The organism is Bradyrhizobium elkanii USDA 76, from assembly GCF_023278185.1.
In the GTDB taxonomy this organism is placed as follows: Bacteria; Pseudomonadota; Alphaproteobacteria; order Rhizobiales; family Xanthobacteraceae; genus Bradyrhizobium; species Bradyrhizobium elkanii.
In genome coordinates this window covers 3,272,881-3,292,016 of sequence record NZ_CP066356.1, presented here as the reverse complement: position 1 = coordinate 3,292,016, position 19,136 = coordinate 3,272,881, and the positions used below count along the sequence as shown (strand labels likewise).

Annotated in this window: 22 protein-coding genes and 1 pseudogene; 10 read left to right on the top strand and 13 right to left on the bottom strand. The window is 61.7% G+C overall.

Going from position 1 to position 19,136, the window contains the following annotated elements:
* Nucleotides 1–2: 2 nt before the first annotated feature.
* Genes JEY66_RS15740 through JEY66_RS15730 form a run of 3 tightly spaced genes read right to left on the bottom strand, consistent with a single transcriptional unit; the run spans nucleotide 3 to nucleotide 3,753 of the window.
* A complete protein-coding gene (locus JEY66_RS15740; protein WP_018272808.1) occupies nucleotides 3–2,393 on the bottom strand; it encodes a xanthine dehydrogenase family protein molybdopterin-binding subunit in 2,391 nt (796 codons plus the stop codon).
* On the bottom strand, nucleotides 2,390–2,875 hold the full coding sequence (locus JEY66_RS15735) for a (2Fe-2S)-binding protein (RefSeq protein ID WP_016843854.1): 486 nt from the start codon (nucleotides 2,873–2,875) through the stop codon (nucleotides 2,390–2,392). The genes JEY66_RS15740 and JEY66_RS15735 overlap by 4 nt, the downstream gene beginning before the upstream one ends.
* The gene (locus JEY66_RS15730; protein WP_018272809.1) at nucleotides 2,872–3,753 is read right to left on the bottom strand and encodes an FAD binding domain-containing protein; all 882 of its coding nucleotides are present in this window, start codon (nucleotides 3,751–3,753) and stop codon (nucleotides 2,872–2,874) included. The genes JEY66_RS15735 and JEY66_RS15730 overlap by 4 nt, the downstream gene beginning before the upstream one ends.
* 169 nt (nucleotides 3,754–3,922) lie before the next feature.
* On the opposite strand from JEY66_RS15730, the gene JEY66_RS15725 reads away from it, so the two are divergent.
* On the top strand, nucleotides 3,923–5,017 hold the full coding sequence (locus tag JEY66_RS15725; protein WP_018272810.1) for an LLM class flavin-dependent oxidoreductase: 1,095 nt from the start codon (nucleotides 3,923–3,925) through the stop codon (nucleotides 5,015–5,017).
* A gap of 12 nt (nucleotides 5,018–5,029) precedes the next feature.
* Nucleotides 5,030–5,905, top strand: coding sequence for a polysaccharide deacetylase family protein (locus tag JEY66_RS15720; RefSeq protein WP_016843851.1), 876 nt, complete (start codon nucleotides 5,030–5,032; stop codon nucleotides 5,903–5,905).
* A gap of 6 nt (nucleotides 5,906–5,911) precedes the next feature.
* On the opposite strand, the gene JEY66_RS15715 is transcribed toward JEY66_RS15720, so the two are convergent.
* The 3 genes from JEY66_RS15715 to JEY66_RS15705 are packed head-to-tail and all read right to left on the bottom strand — an operon-like array spanning nucleotide 5,912 to nucleotide 8,335.
* Nucleotides 5,912–6,598 carry a TetR/AcrR family transcriptional regulator gene (locus JEY66_RS15715; RefSeq protein WP_018272811.1) on the bottom strand — a complete coding sequence of 229 codons (687 nt, stop codon included), beginning with the start codon at nucleotides 6,596–6,598 and terminating at the stop codon, nucleotides 5,912–5,914.
* Nucleotides 6,595–7,149: a flavin reductase family protein gene (locus JEY66_RS15710; RefSeq protein WP_026193078.1), complete on the bottom strand. Its 555-nt coding sequence runs from the start codon at nucleotides 7,147–7,149 to the stop codon at nucleotides 6,595–6,597. The genes JEY66_RS15715 and JEY66_RS15710 overlap by 4 nt, the downstream gene beginning before the upstream one ends.
* Nucleotides 7,150–7,159: 10 nt before the next feature.
* Nucleotides 7,160–8,335 carry an acyl-CoA dehydrogenase family protein gene (locus JEY66_RS15705; protein ID WP_041482936.1) on the bottom strand — a complete coding sequence of 392 codons (1,176 nt, stop codon included), beginning with the start codon at nucleotides 8,333–8,335 and terminating at the stop codon, nucleotides 7,160–7,162.
* A 1,075-nt stretch (nucleotides 8,336–9,410) separates the two neighbouring features.
* Between JEY66_RS15705 and JEY66_RS15695 the strand changes: the two genes are divergently transcribed.
* Nucleotides 9,411–9,596 (top strand): hypothetical protein, encoded by a 186-nt coding sequence (locus tag JEY66_RS15695; RefSeq protein WP_018272814.1) that lies wholly within the window; start codon nucleotides 9,411–9,413, stop codon nucleotides 9,594–9,596.
* 101 nt (nucleotides 9,597–9,697) lie between these two features.
* Here JEY66_RS15695 and JEY66_RS15690 read toward each other — a convergent pair whose 3' ends face one another.
* Nucleotides 9,698–10,000 (bottom strand): hypothetical protein, encoded by a 303-nt coding sequence (locus JEY66_RS15690; protein ID WP_018272815.1) that lies wholly within the window; start codon nucleotides 9,998–10,000, stop codon nucleotides 9,698–9,700.
* A 216-nt stretch (nucleotides 10,001–10,216) separates the two neighbouring features.
* Here JEY66_RS15690 and JEY66_RS15685 point away from each other — a divergent pair, with 216 nt between their 5' ends.
* A complete protein-coding gene (locus JEY66_RS15685; RefSeq protein ID WP_018272816.1) occupies nucleotides 10,217–10,477 on the top strand; it encodes a hypothetical protein in 261 nt (86 codons plus the stop codon).
* Nucleotides 10,478–10,504: 27 nt separating this feature from the next.
* On the opposite strand, the pseudogene JEY66_RS15680 reads toward JEY66_RS15685, so the two are convergent.
* A pseudogene (locus tag JEY66_RS15680) lies at nucleotides 10,505–10,857 on the bottom strand (phasin).
* Nucleotides 10,858–11,074: 217 nt separating this feature from the next.
* Here JEY66_RS15680 and JEY66_RS15675 point away from each other — a divergent pair.
* Nucleotides 11,075–11,260: a hypothetical protein gene (locus tag JEY66_RS15675; RefSeq protein WP_018272817.1), complete on the top strand. Its 186-nt coding sequence runs from the start codon at nucleotides 11,075–11,077 to the stop codon at nucleotides 11,258–11,260.
* 13 nt (nucleotides 11,261–11,273) lie between these two features.
* Here JEY66_RS15675 and JEY66_RS15670 read toward each other — a convergent pair whose 3' ends face one another.
* From JEY66_RS15670 to JEY66_RS15660, 3 genes are all read right to left on the bottom strand, one after another.
* Entirely contained in the window at nucleotides 11,274–11,429 is a 156-nt protein-coding gene (locus tag JEY66_RS15670; protein WP_240536936.1) for a hypothetical protein, read from the bottom strand.
* Nucleotides 11,430–11,620: 191 nt separating this feature from the next.
* Nucleotides 11,621–12,754 carry an alpha-hydroxy acid oxidase gene (locus JEY66_RS15665; protein WP_018272819.1) on the bottom strand — a complete coding sequence of 378 codons (1,134 nt, stop codon included), beginning with the start codon at nucleotides 12,752–12,754 and terminating at the stop codon, nucleotides 11,621–11,623.
* Nucleotides 12,755–12,920: 166 nt separating this feature from the next.
* Nucleotides 12,921–13,940: a GlxA family transcriptional regulator gene (locus tag JEY66_RS15660; RefSeq protein WP_018272820.1), complete on the bottom strand. Its 1,020-nt coding sequence runs from the start codon at nucleotides 13,938–13,940 to the stop codon at nucleotides 12,921–12,923.
* A gap of 63 nt (nucleotides 13,941–14,003) precedes the next feature.
* Between JEY66_RS15660 and JEY66_RS15655 the strand changes: the two genes are divergently transcribed.
* The 4 genes from JEY66_RS15655 (at nucleotide 14,004) to JEY66_RS15640 (ending at nucleotide 17,107) form a co-directional block, all read left to right on the top strand.
* Nucleotides 14,004–14,717, top strand: a complete 714-nt coding sequence (locus JEY66_RS15655; RefSeq protein ID WP_026193080.1) for a hypothetical protein — start codon at nucleotides 14,004–14,006, stop codon at nucleotides 14,715–14,717.
* Nucleotides 14,717–16,009, top strand: a complete 1,293-nt coding sequence (locus JEY66_RS15650; RefSeq protein ID WP_018272822.1) for an MFS transporter — start codon at nucleotides 14,717–14,719, stop codon at nucleotides 16,007–16,009. The genes JEY66_RS15655 and JEY66_RS15650 overlap by 1 nt, the downstream gene beginning before the upstream one ends.
* A 94-nt stretch (nucleotides 16,010–16,103) precedes the next feature.
* Entirely contained in the window at nucleotides 16,104–16,790 is a 687-nt protein-coding gene (locus JEY66_RS15645; RefSeq protein ID WP_018272823.1) for a YqcI/YcgG family protein, read from the top strand.
* Complete coding sequence (locus JEY66_RS15640) at nucleotides 16,787–17,107, top strand: cupin domain-containing protein (protein ID WP_018272824.1); 321 nt, start codon at nucleotides 16,787–16,789, stop codon at nucleotides 17,105–17,107. Before JEY66_RS15645 ends, JEY66_RS15640 begins: the two co-directional genes overlap by 4 nt.
* A 25-nt stretch (nucleotides 17,108–17,132) precedes the next feature.
* On the opposite strand, the gene JEY66_RS15635 is transcribed toward JEY66_RS15640, so the two are convergent.
* Nucleotides 17,133–17,315, bottom strand: a complete 183-nt coding sequence (locus tag JEY66_RS15635; protein ID WP_038379149.1) for a hypothetical protein — start codon at nucleotides 17,313–17,315, stop codon at nucleotides 17,133–17,135.
* A 25-nt stretch (nucleotides 17,316–17,340) separates the two neighbouring features.
* On the opposite strand from JEY66_RS15635, the gene JEY66_RS15630 reads away from it, so the two are divergent.
* On the top strand, nucleotides 17,341–17,526 hold the full coding sequence (locus tag JEY66_RS15630) for a hypothetical protein (protein WP_016847356.1): 186 nt from the start codon (nucleotides 17,341–17,343) through the stop codon (nucleotides 17,524–17,526).
* A gap of 248 nt (nucleotides 17,527–17,774) precedes the next feature.
* Here JEY66_RS15630 and JEY66_RS15625 read toward each other — a convergent pair whose 3' ends face one another.
* Complete coding sequence (locus tag JEY66_RS15625; protein WP_026193082.1) at nucleotides 17,775–19,037, bottom strand: CaiB/BaiF CoA transferase family protein; 1,263 nt, start codon at nucleotides 19,035–19,037, stop codon at nucleotides 17,775–17,777.
* Nucleotides 19,038–19,136: the final 99 nt, after the last annotated feature.

Here is a 19,136-nt window from a genome sequence, read left to right as displayed (position 1 = left end):
GCTCAGATCCGTCCCAAGGCGGTCAGGATAACCTGAGGCGTGAGCGGAATCTCGGTAATTGTTGCGCCAAACGGCCGGAGCGCGTCATTGACCGCGTTGGCGACCGCAGCTGCCGCGCCGGCCGTCCCCGCCTCCCCTGCCCCTTTGGCTCCCAGCTCCGATTCCTGCGTCGGAGACACCACGTGGCCGATCTCGATATCGGGCATCTCGCCGGACATCGGGACCAGATAGTCCGCCATATTGGCATTGGTCAGCTGACCGCGTTCATCGTAGATGCACTTCTCGAACAGCGCCGCGCCGAGTCCCTGAACGACCCCGCCCCGGATCTGCTCGTCAACCAGTTGCGGGTTGATGATAGTGCCGCAGTCTTCGACAACCCAATGCTTCAGCAGCTGAACGAACCCGGTCTCGGTATCGACCTCAAGCCATGAGGCCTGAACGCCATTGGTGAATGCAAAGGGATATTGGCGCGGAACGAAATGCCGGGTCGCCATCAATTCGGGCTGGATGCCTGGCGGCAGGGTGTCCGGCCGAAAATAGACGATCCGCGCAAGCTCGTTCAGGTCGATGCGCGGCGCGCCGTCGGCGGCGTTGACGACACCGTTGTCGACGATATCGAGCTCGGCCGGCGTCGATTGCAGGATGGCCGCGGCGACGTTCAGAATATTCTCTCGCAGGGCCTTGGCTGCCTGCAATGCAGCTTCGCCGCCGATGCCGGCACCGCGCGAGGCCCAGGTGCCGCCGCCATAGGGCGTGTTGTCGGTGTCGCCCAGGGTGACGCGAACGCGCTCCATCGAAACGCCAAGCACGCTGCCGACGATCTGGGCCGTCAGCGATTCCGACCCTTGCCCCTGTTCCGTGATGCTGGTCTGGCAGATCACCGACCCTTGCGCGTCGAGCCGGACCGCAACGCCGTCCTGCGACGAGATTTTCGCGCCGCCCACGCCATAGAAAGCAGCGCTGGGATTGGTCACCTCGATGAAGCTCGCGATTCCGATGCCTCGATGGACGTTTCTGGCGCGCAAGGCCGCTTGCTCAGCGCGCAATGCGTCGTAATCCATCATCTGAAGCAGCTTGGTCAACGAAGCGTGATGCGAAAGCCGCTCGAACTTCATGCCGGAGGGTGACGCACACGGATAGGCATCGTCGGCGATCAGATTGCGCCGCCTGATTTCGACGGGGTCCATGCCGATCTTCGCTGCCGCCAGATCGACCAGGCCCTCGGTGACCGAACAAGCGATCGGGTGTCCGACCGCCCGGTACTGGCACATCACGTTCTTGTTTTGGAAGACGACGCGCGCCCGCGCCCGATAGTTCGCCGTGGCATAGGGCCCGCCGACCAGATTGACCACCTGATTTGCCTCGATAGCGCTGGTGCGCGGATACATCGAATACGGGCCGATCCCCGTCAGGTCGTCGATCTCGAAGGCCGTAATCGTACCGTCCGGCCTGACGCCGATCCGACCCCTGCACCGATGGTCACGGGCGTGGATGTCCGTGTTGAAACTCTCGACGCGGTCCGCCACGAACTTGACCGGCCGGCGCAACAGCTTGGACAGCGCGTAGGTCGCCATTTCGTCGGCGTAGATATGGACCTTGATGCCGAACGAGCCGCCGACATCCTTGCAGACCACCCTGACCTGCGCTTCCCTTAACCCAAGATGCAGCGCTGCGATGTTCTGCACCATATGGGGCGCCTGCGTACCCTGATAGATCGTGAGCCGTGCCTCGGCCGGATTCCAGTCGGCAACGACGGCCCGCGGTTCCAGCGTCACGCCGGTGTGGCGCCCGAATACGAAGTCGGCCTCGACGAGTTCGGACCCCGACAATGCAAGATCGACGTCGCCGGCGTCGAGTGTCCGTTCAAAGGCAAGATTGTCGCCGAGCGCAGCATGAATGACGGAAGCTGCCGGATCGAGCGCAGCTCGCATGTCCGTCACCGCCTCGAGCTCCTCGTAGTCGACTGAAATATGCTCCATGGCATCTTCGGCTGCAGCACGGCTGGTCGCCACAATCGCTGCAACGGCCTCGCCCTGCCAGCACACGCGGTCGACCGCGATCGCGTGCTGCGGCGCTGACTTCAGTCCCTTCAGGTGCGAGAGCACCCCGACCCACGGCGTGATGACCGCTTCGAGTTCACGGCCCGTGACGATGGAAATGACACCCGGCATCCGCGTCGCCGCGTCGGCGTCGATCGCTGCGATTTTGGCGTGGGCATGTGGCGACCGTAGAAAAACCACATGCGCCATCCGCGGCAGTTCGAGATCACTGACATATTGGCCGCGCCCCTGCAGCAACCTGTCGAGGTTCGGCCGCGGCACGGTCTTGCCGATGTAGGAATTCGGGCGATCAAGCACCGAAAGCGTGTCTGCTGGCGCCCGCGTCACCGTCATACGCCCCGCTCCGCGCGCATCTTGGCTGTCGCCTCCACCGCATCCACGATGGCCTGATAGCCTGTGCAGCGGCAATAGTTGCCGGAAAGATGCTCGCGGATTGCTCGACGATCAGGCACGGACACGTGCTTCAGCAGGTCCTGCGCCGTTATCAGCATCCCAGGCGTGCAATAGCCACACTGCAATGCATTGCGCTCGCGAAATGCCGCCTGAAGATCGGCTATTTCACCGCTGTCAGACAGCCCCTCGATTGTCTCAACTGACGCCCCCTGCGCCTGGACTGTCAGCATCAGACAGGAGCGAACGATCTCGCCATCGAGCCGGACTGTGCAGGCACCACAAACGCCGTGCTCGCACCCAACGTGGGTTCCGGTCAGCTTGAGATTTTCCCGAAGGAAATCAGCAAGATTGAGCCGCGGCAAGACGAATGCGTCGATGGGTTCGCCGTTGACCAGAAGCGAGACCGGTACCGGAGCGTTCACTTGCCGACTCCCATTCCCAGTTCTGGCCGTGCGAGCAATGCTGCCACGCAGCGGCGGAGCAAGACCATCGCGAGGTGTCGACGCATGGCGGCGGTCGCCTGCTGGTCCTCGTGTGGATCGAGTTCATCGGCAAGTGCGGTCGCCGCCTCTGCGAGCAAGGCGGGAGTTACCGTGGCATTGATCAGTTTGCCGGCGGCCACAGCGAGCAATGGCCGATCGCCAACAGCAAAGAAGCCGAGCCGAAGAGCTGAGAACCTCCCGGCTGCAACAACAGCACGGGCGGCAAGACCAACGACAGCGTAGTCGCCATGCCGCCGGGCATACTCCTGAAAGAAAAATGTCGAGCCTTGGCCTGCGACCGGCACCTCGACCGCGACAAGCAACTCGTCCGGCAGCAGCGCCGTTTCGTAGATTCCCCTGAAAAACTCAGTCGCAGCAATCCGGCGCCCGCCGGCCGAGCCCCGAACAACGATGGTGGCGTCAAGCGCCACAACACAGGCCGGCAGCTCCGAGGCAGGATCGGCGTGAGCGAGGCTACCGCCGATCGTTCCGCGATTGCGAATTGCGGGATGGGCAACGTGGGCAACGGCATCGCGCAACAGCCGCGCGTGCAGTGCAATCTCCGGCGATCTGAGCAGATCGACGTGCCGGGTCAGCGCGCCGACGACCAGCACGTCTCCCCTCACGGTGATGCCGCGCAACTCGGCGAGGCCGCCGATATCGACCAGAATGTCCGGGGACAGGAGCCGCAGGTTCATCGCCGGCATCAGGCTCTGACCTCCCGACAGAACCTTCGCCTTGTCGCCGTGCATGGCGAGCAGCTCCAGCGCATTCACGACGCTGGTCGCGCGGGCGTAGGCGAAAGCCGCAGCTTTCATGTGGGCGTGGCCTCCCGGGCCCAATTTTGGTTTGCCCGATTAGAGGGCCGCCCTCTTCAAAGGTCAAGCTTGTTTATCGAGTGATTATTTGTGCGGCAGGGCTTGTCTTGGCCTCGGGAAGGACGCAGGTTCCTTGCCAACCAAAGTTCAAATCGCGGGGAGGCGGATCATGAAGCTCGGTTTTTTTACGATGCCGATCCATCCTCTCGACAAGGATTGGCGGCAATCGCTCCGGGAGGATCGTGAGGCTTTTCTGCTCGCGGATGAGCTCGGGTTCACCGAGGCGTATGTCGGCGAGCACGTCACCGACAAGGCCGAGAACATCACCTCCAGCATCGCTTTCATTGCCTGGCTCGCAGCCGCAACCAAGCAGATCAAGCTTGGAACCGGCACGATCAACATGCCAAACACGCATCCGGCAGCAGTCGCAGCGGCCGTCGCCATGCTCGATCACATGCTTGATGGCCGCTTCATCCTTGGAATCAGTCCTGGTGGATTGCTGTCGGACGCGGAGGTTTTCGGCAATCTCGATGCCGACCGCAATGCGATGTTCCTCGAAGCCATCAATCAGGTTCTTGATATGTGGGCTGGTAAGCCGCCCTATGACTTGCAGGGCAAATATTGGAACATCTCTGTCAAAGGGACTCTGATCGAGGACATCGGCCAGGGAATCGTCGCTCGCCCCTTGCAGGCCCCTCACCCACCAATTGTGGTGACCGCGGTTGCGCCATTCTCAAAGGGCGTCACGGAGGCGGCGGCGCGCGGCTGGGATCCGATTTCGGCGAACTTCCTGATGCCTGCCTGGGTAAAGAGCCACTGGCCGAAATATGTCGAGGGTTGTGCGCGCGTGAACCGGGCAGCCGAGCCAGCCAATTGGCGGGTCGCCAAGAGCGTGTTCGTGGCACAGGATGCAGCAACCGCGAAGGCCTATGCCACGTCGCCCGATAGTCCCTACGTGTATTATTATCACCAGTTGTTCACGAAGCTGAAGCGCAGTGGCCGGCTCGAATTGTTCAAGACGCGACGGGATCAACCCGACGCTGAGGTTACACTGGAGTCGATCTGCGACAAATTGATCATCTACGGCACGCCCGAAAGCGTGGCTGACCAGTTGCTGGCGTTCCAGGAAGAGATTGGCACCTTCGGAACCCTGCTTTACGCCGGCAAGGACTGGAAAGATCGCGAGCTTGGCCGTCAATCGATGATCCTGATGGCCGACAAGGTCCTGCCGCGGATCAATGCCGCTGCCGGATCATCGACGTGAAGGAGGTTCGACATGGCCCTTACTGATCGCATTCCGTACCAGGCGCAGGTCGATCGCCCGAAATTGACATTGCCTGACGGCAAGAAGCTTGCCGTGTGGGTCATCCTCAATGTCGAGGAATGGCGCATCGAGAACGCGATGCCGCGCACCGTGCTGAGCCCGCCAATGGGGCAGCCCCTGCTGCCCGACGTACCGAACTGGTCGTGGCATGAGTACGGCATGCGCGCCGGCTTCTGGCGGCAGTTCAAAGCTTTCACCGATCGAAAGATACCGGTGACGCTGGCTGCGAACGCCAATGTCTGCAACAGCTATCCGCGTGTGGCGTCTGCGGCGCGCGAGGCGGGCTTCGAATTCATGGGACATGGGTTTGTGCAGGGCCCGATGCACAAGGTCGAGAACCAGGCGGACGCAATCAAACGCGCGGTCGACACGATTGCTGGATTTACCGGCAAGCCGCCGCGATCATGGGAAAGCCCGGGCCTGACCGAAACCGAAGAAACGCTCGATCTCCTGCGCCTCAACGGGATCGAATACGTGGCCGATTGGGTGATCGACGATCTCCCCCAGGACATCGCCACGCCGCACGGCACCGTGACGACGATTCCCTATTCGGTCGAGACCAACGACATTGTCATTCACGCGCTGCAACACCTTCCTTCGGAACAGTTCCTGACGCGCTGCACTGACCAGTTCGACCGGTTGTACCTCGAGGGCGCAGAGAACGCGCGGATCATGGCCATCTCGGTGCATCCCTACATCACGGGTGTACCGCATCGTATCAAGTACCTTGAGGCCCTGCTCGAGTACGTCATCGGCCATGACGGCGTCGCCCTCATGACGGCAAGCGAGATCGGCGATTGGTATCGGGGTCAGATGGCGACAACGTAGCGCGACTCAGCCGACGACCTTGATCGGCGCCCGTCGACGATCGGTCGCACTCTCGGCCATCCTCTCAAATCCCGCGAGGAAGATATCCAGCGCGTCACTGATCATCTGCGCCTTGTCCTCGAGGACAGGCGCCTCGTAAATGTACTTGCGTACGCCATAATAGAAGATGCCGCCGTGAAACACCCAGGCCAGCTCGAGTTCTGCGGCGCTGGGCCTGCCTTGCGTCGCGAGGCCGGCGTCGTGGCGGCATTCCCTGAGAATGCGCGTCAGGATCTTGTCCTTGACCATGCCAACATACCAGCGATTGATATCGAGGCCCTTCAGGCCGGAGTAGAGATAGATCCGGAGCCATCTTCGGTTGAAGATCGCGTCGGTATAGATTTCGTAAAATTCCTGGAGCCGCACGCGGAGCGGACGTGACCGATCCGAGAGCAACTTCTCCCAGCCGATTTCAAGCGGTTCGAGATACACCTTGCGGTAGACCTCCTTGATGAGATCGTCCTTGCTCGGAAAGTAGCGGTAAAGCAGCGGCTGCGTTACTCCGAGCTTGTGAGCAAGGGCACGCGTGCCGCCGCCAAATCCCTCCTCCGCAAATAGCTCGGTTGCCTTGGTAACGAATTCACTGCGACGATCGACAGCTGATAGTCGCCTCTGCTTGGCACGAACGCGCTTGACGGGCGTCTTTCGATTCATGATGTCTTGTCACCACCGTCGGCCAGGAACCGGCCAAAACCTCCGCGCGCGAACAACAGCGGATTGTTCCGGTTATAGGCGTAGGCTTCCACCGCGCCCAGGAAAATGACGTGATCCCCGCCATAGTAGCGGTTGGCGGCACGGCATTGGAAATTCGCGACCACATCGGCAAGCACGGGAGCATTCCCGAGACCCGGCGTCCAGCTCACGCCCGCGAACTTGTCACCCGACGATCTGGCAAACTGCATCGCCAGCGCCTGCTGCGACGCGTCTAGAACGTTGACCGTGAAATGGCTGGCATTCTGGAAGATCGGCAGCCCCTGCGAAAACATGCCCAGGCTCCACAACACCAGTGGCGGGTTAAGCGACACCGATGCAAAGGAATTGCAAGTAATTCCATACGGCCGTCCTTCAGCCGCCATCGCAGTGACTATCGTCACACCTGTTGCGAATGTGCCGAGCGCATTGCGGAAATCACGGGGATCGATCGCCGAACTATCGCTTGCGAGCTCACTGGCGGGATCCAGCGGATGTTTGGGTAAGTCGGACATCCGGCTAACCTCAAAGCGTCAGGTTTTCAGACGGCAGCCCGAGAGCCACCCGCCCGTAATTGGTGCCCGCCGCGTCGAAATTGAACGCGAGATGCGAATTCACCGCATGCGCGTCGCGGAATTGGCGCTGCAACGCTCCCGAGGTAAACAGGCTGCGTGCGCCGCCCGCCGCAAATAGAAGAGATACCGCCTCGGTGCACAAATTGACCGCGAACGCACCGTCGCGCCGGAGCTTCGTCTTCGCTGCAATGCCCGGAATGTCGCCACGCCGGACCTCCGCAAGCGCCTCAACGCAGTTCGTGCGCATGATCAGCCGCGCGGCATCTATTTTCGCCGACGCCTCGGCGATCTTGATCTGCGTGCTTTGCAGATCCCCGATCTTGGCCCGGTTATATGTCGATACGCGGTGTCGCGCGATCTCGACATAGTCATCAAGGCAAGCCTGCGCATTTCCCAAACCAACCCCGGACAACACATAGGGAAACAACGAAAAGACCGGAAGCATGTAGAGCGCATTCGGATTGACGACACTGCCCGGTGTCGCACCTCCCGCAAGATCGCTGACGGCAACCGTCATATGCTCGGGAACGAAGGCGTCGGTTACCCGCACGTCGTTCGACCCCGTCCCGCGCAAACCAGCCGCATTCCAGGTGTCGTCGATGCTGTAGTCCCGCCTGTTCAACAGGAATAGCCGATACTCGACACCATCGGCCTCATCATCCGAGGCGACCACGCTGGCGAGCATGTTCCATCCGCAGGATTCCACCCCGGAGGAAAACGGCCAATGACCGCTCAGAACATATCCGCCACCTACCTTCCTCGCACGACCTGCCGGGAAGACGAAGGAAGACGCGATCAGCGCATCCGGATCCTCTCCCCACACCGCGCTCTGCGCTTCGGGGGCGAACATACCCAGCATCCAGTGGTGACTTGCAAGGTTGGCAAAATTCCAGGAGACCGAGGCGTCTCCCTGCCCGAGGGCATCGGCGCAGTCGACCAGCGCAACATAGTCGAGCTCGCTGCCTCCGACGCGCTTGGGCTGCAGGATCCGGAAAAGGCCGCTATCGAGCAAATCCCGCTCGGTCTCCGGCGGCAATCGGCGCAGCTCTTCGGTCCGTGATGCCCGTTCGCGCAAGGCCGGAACAAGCGCCTTGGCTCGTGCGACCATGACCGAATAACGATCCATATCCGGGCCTGGCTGTAGCTTCGTGTCGAGCCCGCGGTCAACCTCAACCATGGTCTCTTCCTTCGTTCGATCTCCAAGACATTTGCACGTGCGATCGAGCCGTCAACTCAGTTTATCGACCGATCACCAAGACGCGCAAGCCTGCATTTCGCGAAATCAGCGCTCAGGATCCACGACTGCTGCCGAGCGCCCATTTTGAGAGAACGCTTCGATCGATGCTTCGTTTGCGCTGGACTGGCCATTCTAGCACTCCCGTGGCCAAGATTCGATCCCGCTAGCGACGGCATCGAAAGTGCTACCTACTGACCGGAAAAAGGAAAAAAATGGCCCCGTCGGTTCGGCTAGGGACCTCTAGGGGGACGAATTGTTCGCAACAACTCGGATCCGCGCGCCGCAGTTATTTTCCGAGCGTCGTCCTATGCCTAACCAAACGGCTCCGAGAAACCCCGTGGCGATTACTGTGGCGAACGCTTTGAACGCATAGCTTTGCGCCTGCTCCGCGTTCCCGCGCCATCGTCGGAGATGTTGAAATCAGCGCAGCTTTCGTCGGTCCCCTTCCTCGAAACCGAATGAGGTCAAGACGGTCGCAATGGTCTTGACTACAGTGGCGTCGATTTCGCTTCGGCGCACCCGATCTTGCTCGATCAACGTTTCCATCACGATTGCTCGACGTCTGCTTCATGTATCGATAGTCACCGTCGGGTGGGCGAGATGGCAAAGACAAGCCCGCCGCGGATTGCTCCGCGCGGGCTCAATAATTTCTGATTTTCGGATTACGCCCCTGAGTTGCCCGACCGGTCAAACCCTCTTTTCGGGTTGAATGCGATCGGTAAAATGCGATGCGTCGGCTTCGACGGTGAGAAACCGCCTTGAACGAAAGTTTGCGCATTGATCCGAAATCGCAACGCGAGCCGGCGCCAAGCGCCTATGCTTGCTGCGATGATGTCAGTGTGCCGCTGAGTTGCCCGACGCGTCAAGCGGACAGCTCACAATGTTTGGATCGACATCAATACAGTTTTGGCTCGCGTCGGTCGAACTGACCCGCGCCGCATTTGATTGCAAGGAGGAAGCGTCGATGTATTTCGTTGCTGCCGTGCTCGCGGTCCTGTCCGGCCTGTTCTACGCCGCGGGCCATCATCAGATCGGCTCTCTCGGTGCCACCATGTGCCAGTATGGCGGCATCTTCTGCGATAGTCCGATGCTCGTTCTTGTCGGTGCAGGATTTGCAGCAGCGTGGGGCATGCTGGTCAGCGTTCGCTGATCATCCCGCGATATTTCCGACGATGATTTTGTGCCGCTGATTTGCCCGACGAGTCAATTCCTGCACCCTGCGTCGGGATGCGATCCCACCAACGCCCGCATCTACTGCGGCGTGCCCGGATTTGCCGGATGAGCGGGCTTTGGGCCGGGTGGAACAGGCTCGATCGGTGCCTTGGGCTCGGTCGGTATGACCTTTGCGCCAGCCGCGCGCGCCGCCTCACCGGTCGTTGAGTAGTTAGCCGAAGCGGCCGGCTGCACGTTCGGCTTGTTCCACGGGCCGTGATCCACGATCAGCATACCGAGCACGCCGAGGATCGCAACCACGGCCGCCACCAACAGCGGCGTGCCACCATGCCGATTTCGATGCTTGACCGAACCGCCATCCGCAATGCCATGCGCCTGCATAGTCATCACCGTCTCCTCCACGGAAACAAGCCGCGACCCGCGCGTAAGTTTCCGGTTCCTCGACGTGAAAGCGAGGCATATTCGGTGGAACCAATCCACCGCTGCGGAATTTCTGGGATATGTGGCCGCCACCGCCGTCCAAAACGTGCGGAAAGCAAAGGGGGGGCGGTCACCCGACGTCGGTCATCTGGCCTTCAATGAAATTGCGGCACGCACATGAGCTCCGAAATACCCGAGTCCCCGCTTCAGCCCACACTCGGTGAACGAGCGATCGACACCGCGACGGACGTTTCGCGTACGATCACGGAGGTGTCGGATGGACTTCGAGCGGCCGCCGACCGCCTCAGCGATGCCATCGCGACTTCGCGCCGACCGGGCGGAGCCCTGGCCACCGTGAGTGCGGTCACGCGCGAAGCGCCGCTCGCAAGCCTGTTCGTCGCGTTTCTGCTCGGCGTCGCCGTCGCGCGCCGGCGATAAAGCGTCGATGGGACCGCGAAAGCCGTTCTAGAACTTGCCCTTCGTCGCGTCCTTGGTCACCGACATCACGCTACCGCTGATCTGCCGCATGTGTTCGCCGGCATTGGTGAACTGGCTTCGCAGGAATTCCGACTGGATCGCATCGCCTCCTGCAGATCCGTTGCGTGCACGAGCTTGCGCGCATGCTCGAACGCCGCCTTCATGTTCTGCTCGGTGAACGACAGCGCTTGTTTGGATATCTCGGTACCGGCGCCCGGCATCGACGTCATCGACTTGCTCGCGGCATCAAAGAACAGGCTAAAGGCCTGTTCGGCCTGGTCGATGGTCTTTTCCGCGAGATCGCGCAACTCGGCGGGAACTTCAAGCTTCGGCTCAATCATGATCGCGCCCCTGAAATAAGCGTCTGGCGAGGTTAGCATAGATTGTGACGGCGTCAGCGCCGGATCGCGAGCTATGAAGACCCCACCCGCTCCGGCCAATTGAGGAAAAATTACCTAGCCGCGCCCGACAGCCGATTCCAATCATGTCAGCACTGTGGCATAGTGATTCGGCTTCTTCGTCGGTCGCGTTCGCGTCTTTGGGGAATAAGGGGATCCGATGCTGCGCGCCGTTCGTCCAACACCGACCTGCACCCGGTTCAAGACCAGCATAGAGATGCCGTGCATGAAGTGCGGCACGCAAATGCGGCTTGCCTTGATCGAGCCGCGCGACCAGGTCTACGACGTGCTGACCTATCAGTGCACGCCTTGCAATTCCGGTGAAAGCTTCCTGAACGCGCGCTAGGCCGGGCGCCCGTTCAGTCGCTCAGCACCGCGGCTCCCGCCTCCGTCAGCCCGGGTTCGTCGTCATGCAGTTCGATCAGACCGAGCTCAGCGAGGACGTGCAGATCCTCATCGCTGACCGGTGACAATTTGAGCCTGCCAGCTTGGATATCCCGCAAGGTCCAGCGCAAGCCGATCGCGCGCTCGAGTGAAAATTCCGCGAATGGATTATTTGCCATCCGCCTCGACTAGTGCGGCATTTGGATCAGACTTTGTCGTTGCCGCGGCGGCTTCATGGACACCACAGATTGATGGCGGCTGGCGCGATCGGGGCGCACAATGCCTCGATCGCGCCGGCGCTTCATGCATCGCTCGCAGCGGCTCAGTAGCGGTAAGGATCGATATCGAGAAGCGGGAATGCGCTGAACACGCTCGGCGGATTGGTCGGCATCGCCGGATGCAGGAAGGACTTGTCCAGTTCGGCAAAGCTGGTGACGCCGAGCAGACCGAGGCAGCGGATCACCTCATCCTCGAGCAGTTCAAGCATCCGGACAATGCCGGCCTCGCCGGCCGCGGCGAGCGCCCAGCACTGCAGGCGGCCGATGCCGACAAGATCAGCGCCCGAAATGACAGCCTTCACAATGTCGGTGCCGCGGCAGAACGAGCCGTCGACCATGATCTTGGCACGGCCGGCGACCGCCTGAACGATCTCGGGCAGGACATGCATGGACCCACGGCCATGGTCGAGCTGTCGGCCACCATGATTTGAGACGTAGATCCAGTCGACCCCGTGGTCGAGAGCGATCTTGGCGTCTTCGGCGGTGGCGATCCCCTTGAGGATAAGTGGAATCTTGAACTTGTCCTTGATCAACTTCACCGTTCGCCATTCAAGCCCCTTCTGGAAATCGCCGCCGGTGGCGCGGATGCGGCTCTCGCGGACATAGCGCTTGGCTATGTCGCGCTCGCGCCGGCTGTAATGGGCGGTGTCGACGGTGAGGCAGAACGCGGCGTAACCATTGTCGATGCTGCGGCTGACCACATCCTCGACAAAGGCATCGTCGCCGCGCACATAGAGCTGGAAGATGCGAAGCGCATCCGGTGCCGCCTTGGCGGTGTTCTCCAGCCCGGGCTCGGACACCGAACTCAGCATGTGCGCCGCGCCGAACGTTCCCGCTCCGCGCGCGACGGCCGCGCCCGCATCCGGATCGAAGATCTCGAGCGCGCCGACCGGGGCGATCATCACGGGAAGCCGGAGCTTGCGTCCGAATACCTTGGTAGAAGGATCGACGTTGATGACGTTGCGCAGGACGCGCGGCCGGAACGCGATCTCGTCGAGCGCCATTCTGTTGCGGCGCATCGTGGTCTCGGTCTCCGAGGCGCCGACGATGTAGTCCCAGGCGTTCTGATTCAGCTTGGCGCGGGCCTTTCGCGCGAATTCGTGCAGGTTCTGGAATTCCTCGCCGCTGGCGCCGAGTTCGACATTGCGCGCCTGTCGAATGGGGGTCCCGTCATTCATGGTGTTTCTTCTCCCGATTTGGCCGGCACATTAGCCGCAGACAAACCGGAAAAGCTACCACCTTGAGCCACGAATCCGGCCAGCGAAGGCCAGCTATTCGCTCGTGAGATGGATCGGCTTTCGACGCGAAGCGGTCCGCATCCGGACAGGCCTCGCGCGAAGCGAGCTAACTGCCCGAAAACCGGTTTCGGTACTCGGTCGGCGATACGCCGAGGTGGCGCAGGAAGGCTCGCCGCATTCGCTCGTCATCGCCAAATCCCGCGCGCTTGGCGACCTCGACCACGCCGCCGATCTGGCGGCTTTCGAGCAGCAAGCGCGCGGTCTCCACGCGCAGCGCCTCGACGCCGCTTGCCGGCGTCATTCCGGTGCGGCTGACATAGGTCCGGGCAAAGGTGCGCGGCGTCATCCCCGCCTTTTCCGCGAGGGTCTCGACCTTGAGGTCGCTCGTGATGTTCTCGATGATCCAGGCGTGCAGCGCGCTGAAGCGTCCCTCGACGTCCGATGCCTGGGCGGCAAGGACGGTCGAGAATTGGCTCTGACCGCCCGGCCGTTTCAGAAACACCACAAGTCTGCGCGCGACATCGAGCGCGATGGTGTGGCCGAAATCCTCCTCGATCATGGCGAGCGCCAGATCGATGCCGGCACTGACCCCGGCCGATGACCAGACCCGTCCGTCCTTGACGAAGATCGCGTTGGGCTCGACCCGGATATTCGGAAAGCTATCCTGCAGACGGGGACAATAACGCCAGTGCGTTGCTGCCCGCTTGCCGTCCAGAATCCCGGTCCAGGCCAGCGCAAATGCGCCAAGGCAAACCGACGCGATACGGCGCGCCTTCGGCAGCGCCTCCGCGATCCAGTTCATCAACTTCGCATCGTTGCGGATCTTCCAGATGCCGGGCCCGCCGGGGATCACCAGCGTGTCGACCTCGGCGGGCGCAATACTGTCGATCGGCGCCGTGTCGATCATCATGCCGACATCGGTCGGCACCAACCCGCCGGAGGTCGACAGGTAGGACAGCGAGTAGTCCGGTCCCGGCAACTCGATCGCTTCCAGTTCTGCAAACACCTGCGCCGGTCCCGAGATGTCGAGCAAGGTCACACCCGGAAAGGCAACGATCGCGATTCGCCGCGTTGCTTTCTTGTCGCGCGGCTCAGGCCGGGGCGCTTTGGCAGTTTTCGAGGGCATATTGTCCTTTAAGCCATTCGAGGCTGCCCTGTATAGCTCGCAATGGAATTCTGGAGTTCTGCCATGCTGCGAAATCTGGGCAGCGGATACGAGGCGATCAAATCGCCTTGGACGGATTACGCGATCTACAGTCTACCCGATGCCTCCCGGGTGGAAGCCTGCGACCGTCAGCCGCTGATGGACGCCATGAACGGCATCATTGCCGTCAACTGGCAGGCCACCGAGCCGCACTGGACGGCAACCTCCTCGCCCTTCGACAAGAAGTATAGCCTGATCCTTGTCTACGATCGGTCTGGCCTCATTGCCTTCTCGGTCTACCGCGTTCTGGAGATGTCGGCCGGACTTGGCATCTATCGCAGCGGCACGGAAGTGCTCCCGGCGCACCAGGGCCGCGGCTTCTACGGCTTCTTCACATCGGAAGTCCTGAAATGCTCCGGGGCCGCCGCGAGAGCCGCGGGCAACGTGATCTACGGCTGGCGAACCCGCAACCCGATCGTCTGGGCAGCGAACGCTAAGATTTGCGAAAAAGTGACTCCTTCTTTGCTCGACGATACGCAGGATCTCGCCCTGCAGGCGGCCTGTATCGAGATGTGCACCTCGCTCTATCCGGGCAGGCCGCTCGAACTACCCGACATGATCATGCGTGGCGCTTACGGCCACATTAAGCACCATCGGCAGGCCTATCATGGCGCCGCGTCGCTGGTCGATGCCGCGATGTCGCGGAAGATTCCGAATTCAGCGGATGCCCTTTTCTCGGTGGGTTACGCGAGGGTGTGATGTCGATGCTCGGACAACAAGCTGTTTATGCCCCGACGTCGCGCTTCACCGATCGCGCCTATCTCGCGTGGACGGCGGTGGCCATCGCCTACGCCATTGCCTTCCTGCAGCGCGTATCGCCGCAATCGGTCAGCCTCAGTTTCATGCACGACTTCAACACCGATGCGGCCGGCGTTGCGATGCTCGCCTCAAGCTACTTCTGGGGCTACACATTGATGCAGATTCCGGCAGGCCTTCTGGTCGACCGTTACGGCGTCAAGCGCGTCGTCCTCGTCAGCATGATCGCCTCCTCGCTCGGCAGCGCCGCGTTCGCGCTGGCACCGAACCTGCTCGACGTTTTTGTTGCACGCCTGATCGTCGCCTGCGGCGATGCGCTGGTCTTCACCGCGCTCCTGAAGCTCGTGGCACAGAGCTTCGCGGATGAGCGGTTCGGCATGATGTCGGGCATCTCGCAGGTCTCGGGCTATGTCGGCGGCGTGATCGCGACCACGCCGCTTGCAGCCGCGGTCTCAGGCTTTGGCTGGCGAGCCTGCTTCCTGTTCATCGCGTGCATTGGGTTGGCCAACCTCGCTTTCGCCAAGCTTGCGCTCAAGCCCGATCCGGCCTCGCACAGCAACAAGACGCTGAAGGGCGTGGTGATCGCCGCGCGGCAATCGCTGGCCCATGTCGCGAACTGGGGTTGCGCAATGACGTTTGCGTCGCACTTCGCGGTGGTAACGACGCTGTCGGGCGTCTGGGGCATTCCGATGGTCGCGCACTTCTTCCACATCTCCCCGACGGCGGCCGGCACGCCCCTGCTCGCCTTCATGATCGGCAATGCGCTCGGCTCGATCTTCCTGGGTCACGCCGCCGATCGCGCCGCGGCGGCGCTTGACCGCGCGCTGATCGGCATTTGCGTGCTCCGCATGCTGCTGATCGCGATGCTGCTGCCGCCGATCGCCCAGACATTTGGTCTCGCCTACGTCACCGTCGTGTTTACTGCCTTGGGGCTCGTCGCCGGCGGCACCGTCCCGCTGGTGCTGAAATGCGTCAAGAAGCTCTACACCGCCGATCTGATCGGCGTGGGCGCATCCGTGAACACCACAGCCGCCGGAATCCTCGCCGGCATCTCGCAGCCCATCATCGGCTTCGCGATGCTAGCCGCCAGCAACGCCTCGGGGACCGACGCCGTACACAACACGGCCGCGATCGGCGACGGCGGCTACAGCGCCTTGATTGTCATTCTGCTTCTCATGTCGCTGCCGGGCATTGCCGGGCCGCTCTTGATGAGAAGCAAGTTGATAGCTCGTTAGTGTCGTTATGAGTGTAGGGGGTGTTATGGAGCGCTTGTTCTTGAGAAAAGGCGAAATCGCGTCAAACTTTCCGGTTAGCAGCTGGCAGAGCGTGATGTTCTCCGAGTTTGAAGCGCAGATGAGCAGCGAGGCAAGGCCGTTCCCTTGCGTGTTCGGCGTGACTGGACATCGCCAGGATCAGCTCCGCTACCTGTTTCTCGACCCATATGATGTGGCGGTGCTGGGCGAGCAACTCGGGCAATATGTCTCGCAGGCGCGCTCGTTCGGTCCCAACACCTCGTTGATCGTGTTCACGCGACCCCGCCCGGTACAGACGCTCGATGCCTATTATCGCAAGATGTGGCTGACGCTCGACCAGCTCGCACGGCTGGACAAGAACCCGTGGCCATCGGAGATTCCGGAACAGATCGACCACCCGATGTGGGAGTTCTCGTTTGCAGGCGAGCCGATCTTCGTGGTCTGCACGACGCCCGCGCATGTGATGCGGCAGAGCCGCCGGTCCAGCGCCTTCATGCTCACATTCCAGCCGCGCTGGGTGTTCGAGAAGATCCTCGGGACGGAGAAGGCCGCGAACGCCGCGTTCGCGGAGGTGCGCAAGCGCCTGATCCCGTACGACAGCGCGAGCCCCTCTCCGCTTCTGGGCCGCTACGGTGCGACCGACGGCCGCGAGTATCTGCAGTACTTCCTGCACGACGACAACAATGCGAGTTCGGGCTGCCCCTTCGCCAAGCTCGCGCAGAACAAGACGCCACCGATCGCGAACAAGGAGCAGGCAGCATGACCCAGATCATCGCAGGCACGAAGACTGAATTTGCGATCGACCCGGAGATCCTGAACCTGCTTCCGCCCCAGGGGTCGGTCGAGTTGCAACATGATGCGGCCGGCAAGGTGCATCAATTCCATACCCATCCGGTCGACGAGATCCTGATGATCATCAGCGGCCGGCTGCACTTCATCTGGGATGGCGGCGAGCGGGTGGTTGGCGCCGGCGACACCATCTTGCTGCCAGCCGGCACGCTGCATCAATCCGAAGCGCTCGAGGGCGGCGCAATCTACGTGATCGCGACGCAAACGCCCGCCAAGCCAATGAACAACTGACGCACAGGAAAGATTTGCGAGCACCTCAGGACAGAGAGGGATCGCGCGGCGGCTCAGCCGCCAAACGTTCGACCAGCTCGATGACCTCGGAACGCTGGTCGGGCGCAAGTCGAAGGAAAGCCTTCAACAATCGCAGGCTTTCCAGTGTTTCGCTCGATGGAGCTCCGAGCTTCTTCTGCAGCTCTGCAACGTATGTGGGATTTTTCATCTCGCACCTTAAGTGAGGATTACGAATGGCATACCCAGGTAAACGTGAAGGCTTGGCCCAGAAGGTCGACACCGCAGCACAAGAGGCCGAACGCCTCGGCCTCACCACGGCAACCCTCATCCTCCGGATGGCACGCCTCGAGATTGATCGGGCGGAGCCCGAGGAAGTTGAAAGTATGCCAAGGAACAACTTGCGCAGCAAGCCGAACTGAGTTCCCGAAACGGACCAGCTCCCGGGCCGCCGGCGACGCGCCGGGCCTGCGACGCCTGAAAGACATCTCGCGAGGCGAGAGGCTTTCCTCTCGCCTGCGGTCAGGCTGGTTTGCGAATAGTTGATCCTTTGTGCAGGCCGAGCACGCTGGAGCGTTTTCGAGCGAAGCGGATACGGGTTCGCGTCAAGGAAACGCGTCAAACCAGAATCTAGAGCCCCGTTCCGATTCCACAGGCACGGAAAAAGGCTCTAGCCGGTGTTGCCTGCCTTGCCAAACGCGCCGGCCTCGGCCAGCGCGGCAATGCGCCGGTCGTCGTAACCAAGCGTCTTGCTCAACACGTCCTTTGTATGTTGACCGAGCAGCGGAGCCGCAACAGGATCAACGGTCGGCGTCAGGCTCATATTGACCGGCGACTCGATGTTCGGAACCGAGCCGGCGGTTGGATGCGCAATCCTGCTCAGGCGATGCCGGTCGCGCACCTCGGGCGCATTGAACCCCTCCTCGACCGTCCGCAGATAGCCAACCGGAATGTTGGCCTTCTTCATCTTCGCCATCCAGTTCTCGAGCGTGTCGCCTGCAAACACGCTGGCAATGATCCCGCGCAGCTTCTCCTTGTTGGCGGTCCGCGCCTTGCGGTGAGCAAACTCGGGATCGGTGACGAGATCCGGGCGTTCCAGCACGTCGGTGACCAGCCGGCGATAGAGCCGGTCATTGGCGCAGGCCATGTAGAGCGGACCATCGGACGCCCGGTAGACGCCGACGGTCGGCGAACCGTTCGGAGAGTTGCCGAAACGGCCGGGATTGTTGCCATTGATGAGATAGGCCATGCCATAGAAGCCGGTCATTGACACCGCGGTGTCGATCAATGCGACCTCGACCTGCTGACCGCGACCGAGCCGATCGCGAGCGATCAGCGCCAGCAGGATGGCGTTGCAGGCCGACATGCCAGTTGCCATGTCGACGATCGGCGGCCCGGTGCGCACCGGCTCGCCATCCGGGAAACCGTTGAGCGACATGAAGCCGCTTTCGGCCTGCGTGATCGGGTCGAAGCCCGGGCGCAGCGCGAAATCGCCTTTGCGGCCGTAGGCGGAGATCGAGCAGTAAATCAGCCGCGGATTGGTCGGCGCCACCGACGCATAATCGAGACCGAATTTCTTCATCACGCCGCCGGAGAAATTCTCCACCACGACGTCGGCCTTGGCAATCAACGCGCGAGCAACCTCGAGCGCGGCCGGATTGTTGAAATCGAGCGCGATGCCGCGCTTGTTGCGATTGAGGCTCAGATACGCCGCGCTCTCTCCGCCGATTTCAGCGTGCTCATAGGCGCGCGTGTCATCACCGCCGTCCGGATTCTCGATCTTGATGACTTCGGCCCCGAAGTCGGCCAGCGTTTGCGTACAGGCCGGGCCGGCCACGACGCGGGTGAAGTCGACGACCAGCAGGCCGTCGAGCGCCGTCGGAACCCCCTCCCCGCGCGGCGTGCGCCCCGGCAATTCTGGTCTGGTCATGATCTGACGCTTCCTCTGTTATTTTGTCAGGCGAAATACGACGGTCCCTGCCAAGACCGGCACTGCTCGCCTTTTAGCGGAAGCTCGTCAGCAAAACCAAAC

Excerpts from the sequence above, each read along its gene's own strand:
- JEY66_RS15740 (WP_018272808.1), bottom strand. The coding sequence starts at position 2,393 with ATGACGGTGACGCGGGCGCCAGCAGACACGCTTTCGGTGCTTGATCGC.
- JEY66_RS15730 (WP_018272809.1), bottom strand. The coding sequence starts at position 3,753 with ATGAAAGCTGCGGCTTTCGCCTACGCCCGCGCGACCAGCGTCGTGAAT.
- JEY66_RS15725 (WP_018272810.1), top strand. The coding sequence starts at position 3,923 with ATGAAGCTCGGTTTTTTTACGATGCCGATCCATCCTCTCGACAAGGAT.
- JEY66_RS15720 (WP_016843851.1), top strand. The coding sequence starts at position 5,030 with ATGGCCCTTACTGATCGCATTCCGTACCAGGCGCAGGTCGATCGCCCG.
- JEY66_RS15715 (WP_018272811.1), bottom strand. The coding sequence starts at position 6,598 with ATGAATCGAAAGACGCCCGTCAAGCGCGTTCGTGCCAAGCAGAGGCGA.
- JEY66_RS15710 (WP_026193078.1), bottom strand. The coding sequence starts at position 7,149 with ATGTCCGACTTACCCAAACATCCGCTGGATCCCGCCAGTGAGCTCGCA.
- JEY66_RS15705 (WP_041482936.1), bottom strand. The coding sequence starts at position 8,335 with ATGGATCGTTATTCGGTCATGGTCGCACGAGCCAAGGCGCTTGTTCCG.
- JEY66_RS15695 (WP_018272814.1), top strand. The coding sequence starts at position 9,411 with ATGTATTTCGTTGCTGCCGTGCTCGCGGTCCTGTCCGGCCTGTTCTAC.
- JEY66_RS15690 (WP_018272815.1), bottom strand. The coding sequence starts at position 10,000 with ATGCAGGCGCATGGCATTGCGGATGGCGGTTCGGTCAAGCATCGAAAT.
- JEY66_RS15685 (WP_018272816.1), top strand. The coding sequence starts at position 10,217 with ATGAGCTCCGAAATACCCGAGTCCCCGCTTCAGCCCACACTCGGTGAA.
- JEY66_RS15675 (WP_018272817.1), top strand. The coding sequence starts at position 11,075 with ATGCTGCGCGCCGTTCGTCCAACACCGACCTGCACCCGGTTCAAGACC.
- JEY66_RS15665 (WP_018272819.1), bottom strand. The coding sequence starts at position 12,754 with ATGAATGACGGGACCCCCATTCGACAGGCGCGCAATGTCGAACTCGGC.
- JEY66_RS15660 (WP_018272820.1), bottom strand. The coding sequence starts at position 13,940 with ATGCCCTCGAAAACTGCCAAAGCGCCCCGGCCTGAGCCGCGCGACAAG.
- JEY66_RS15655 (WP_026193080.1), top strand. The coding sequence starts at position 14,004 with ATGCTGCGAAATCTGGGCAGCGGATACGAGGCGATCAAATCGCCTTGG.
- JEY66_RS15650 (WP_018272822.1), top strand. The coding sequence starts at position 14,717 with ATGTCGATGCTCGGACAACAAGCTGTTTATGCCCCGACGTCGCGCTTC.
- JEY66_RS15645 (WP_018272823.1), top strand. The coding sequence starts at position 16,104 with ATGTTCTCCGAGTTTGAAGCGCAGATGAGCAGCGAGGCAAGGCCGTTC.
- JEY66_RS15640 (WP_018272824.1), top strand. The coding sequence starts at position 16,787 with ATGACCCAGATCATCGCAGGCACGAAGACTGAATTTGCGATCGACCCG.
- JEY66_RS15635 (WP_038379149.1), bottom strand. The coding sequence starts at position 17,315 with ATGAAAAATCCCACATACGTTGCAGAGCTGCAGAAGAAGCTCGGAGCT.
- JEY66_RS15630 (WP_016847356.1), top strand. The coding sequence starts at position 17,341 with ATGGCATACCCAGGTAAACGTGAAGGCTTGGCCCAGAAGGTCGACACC.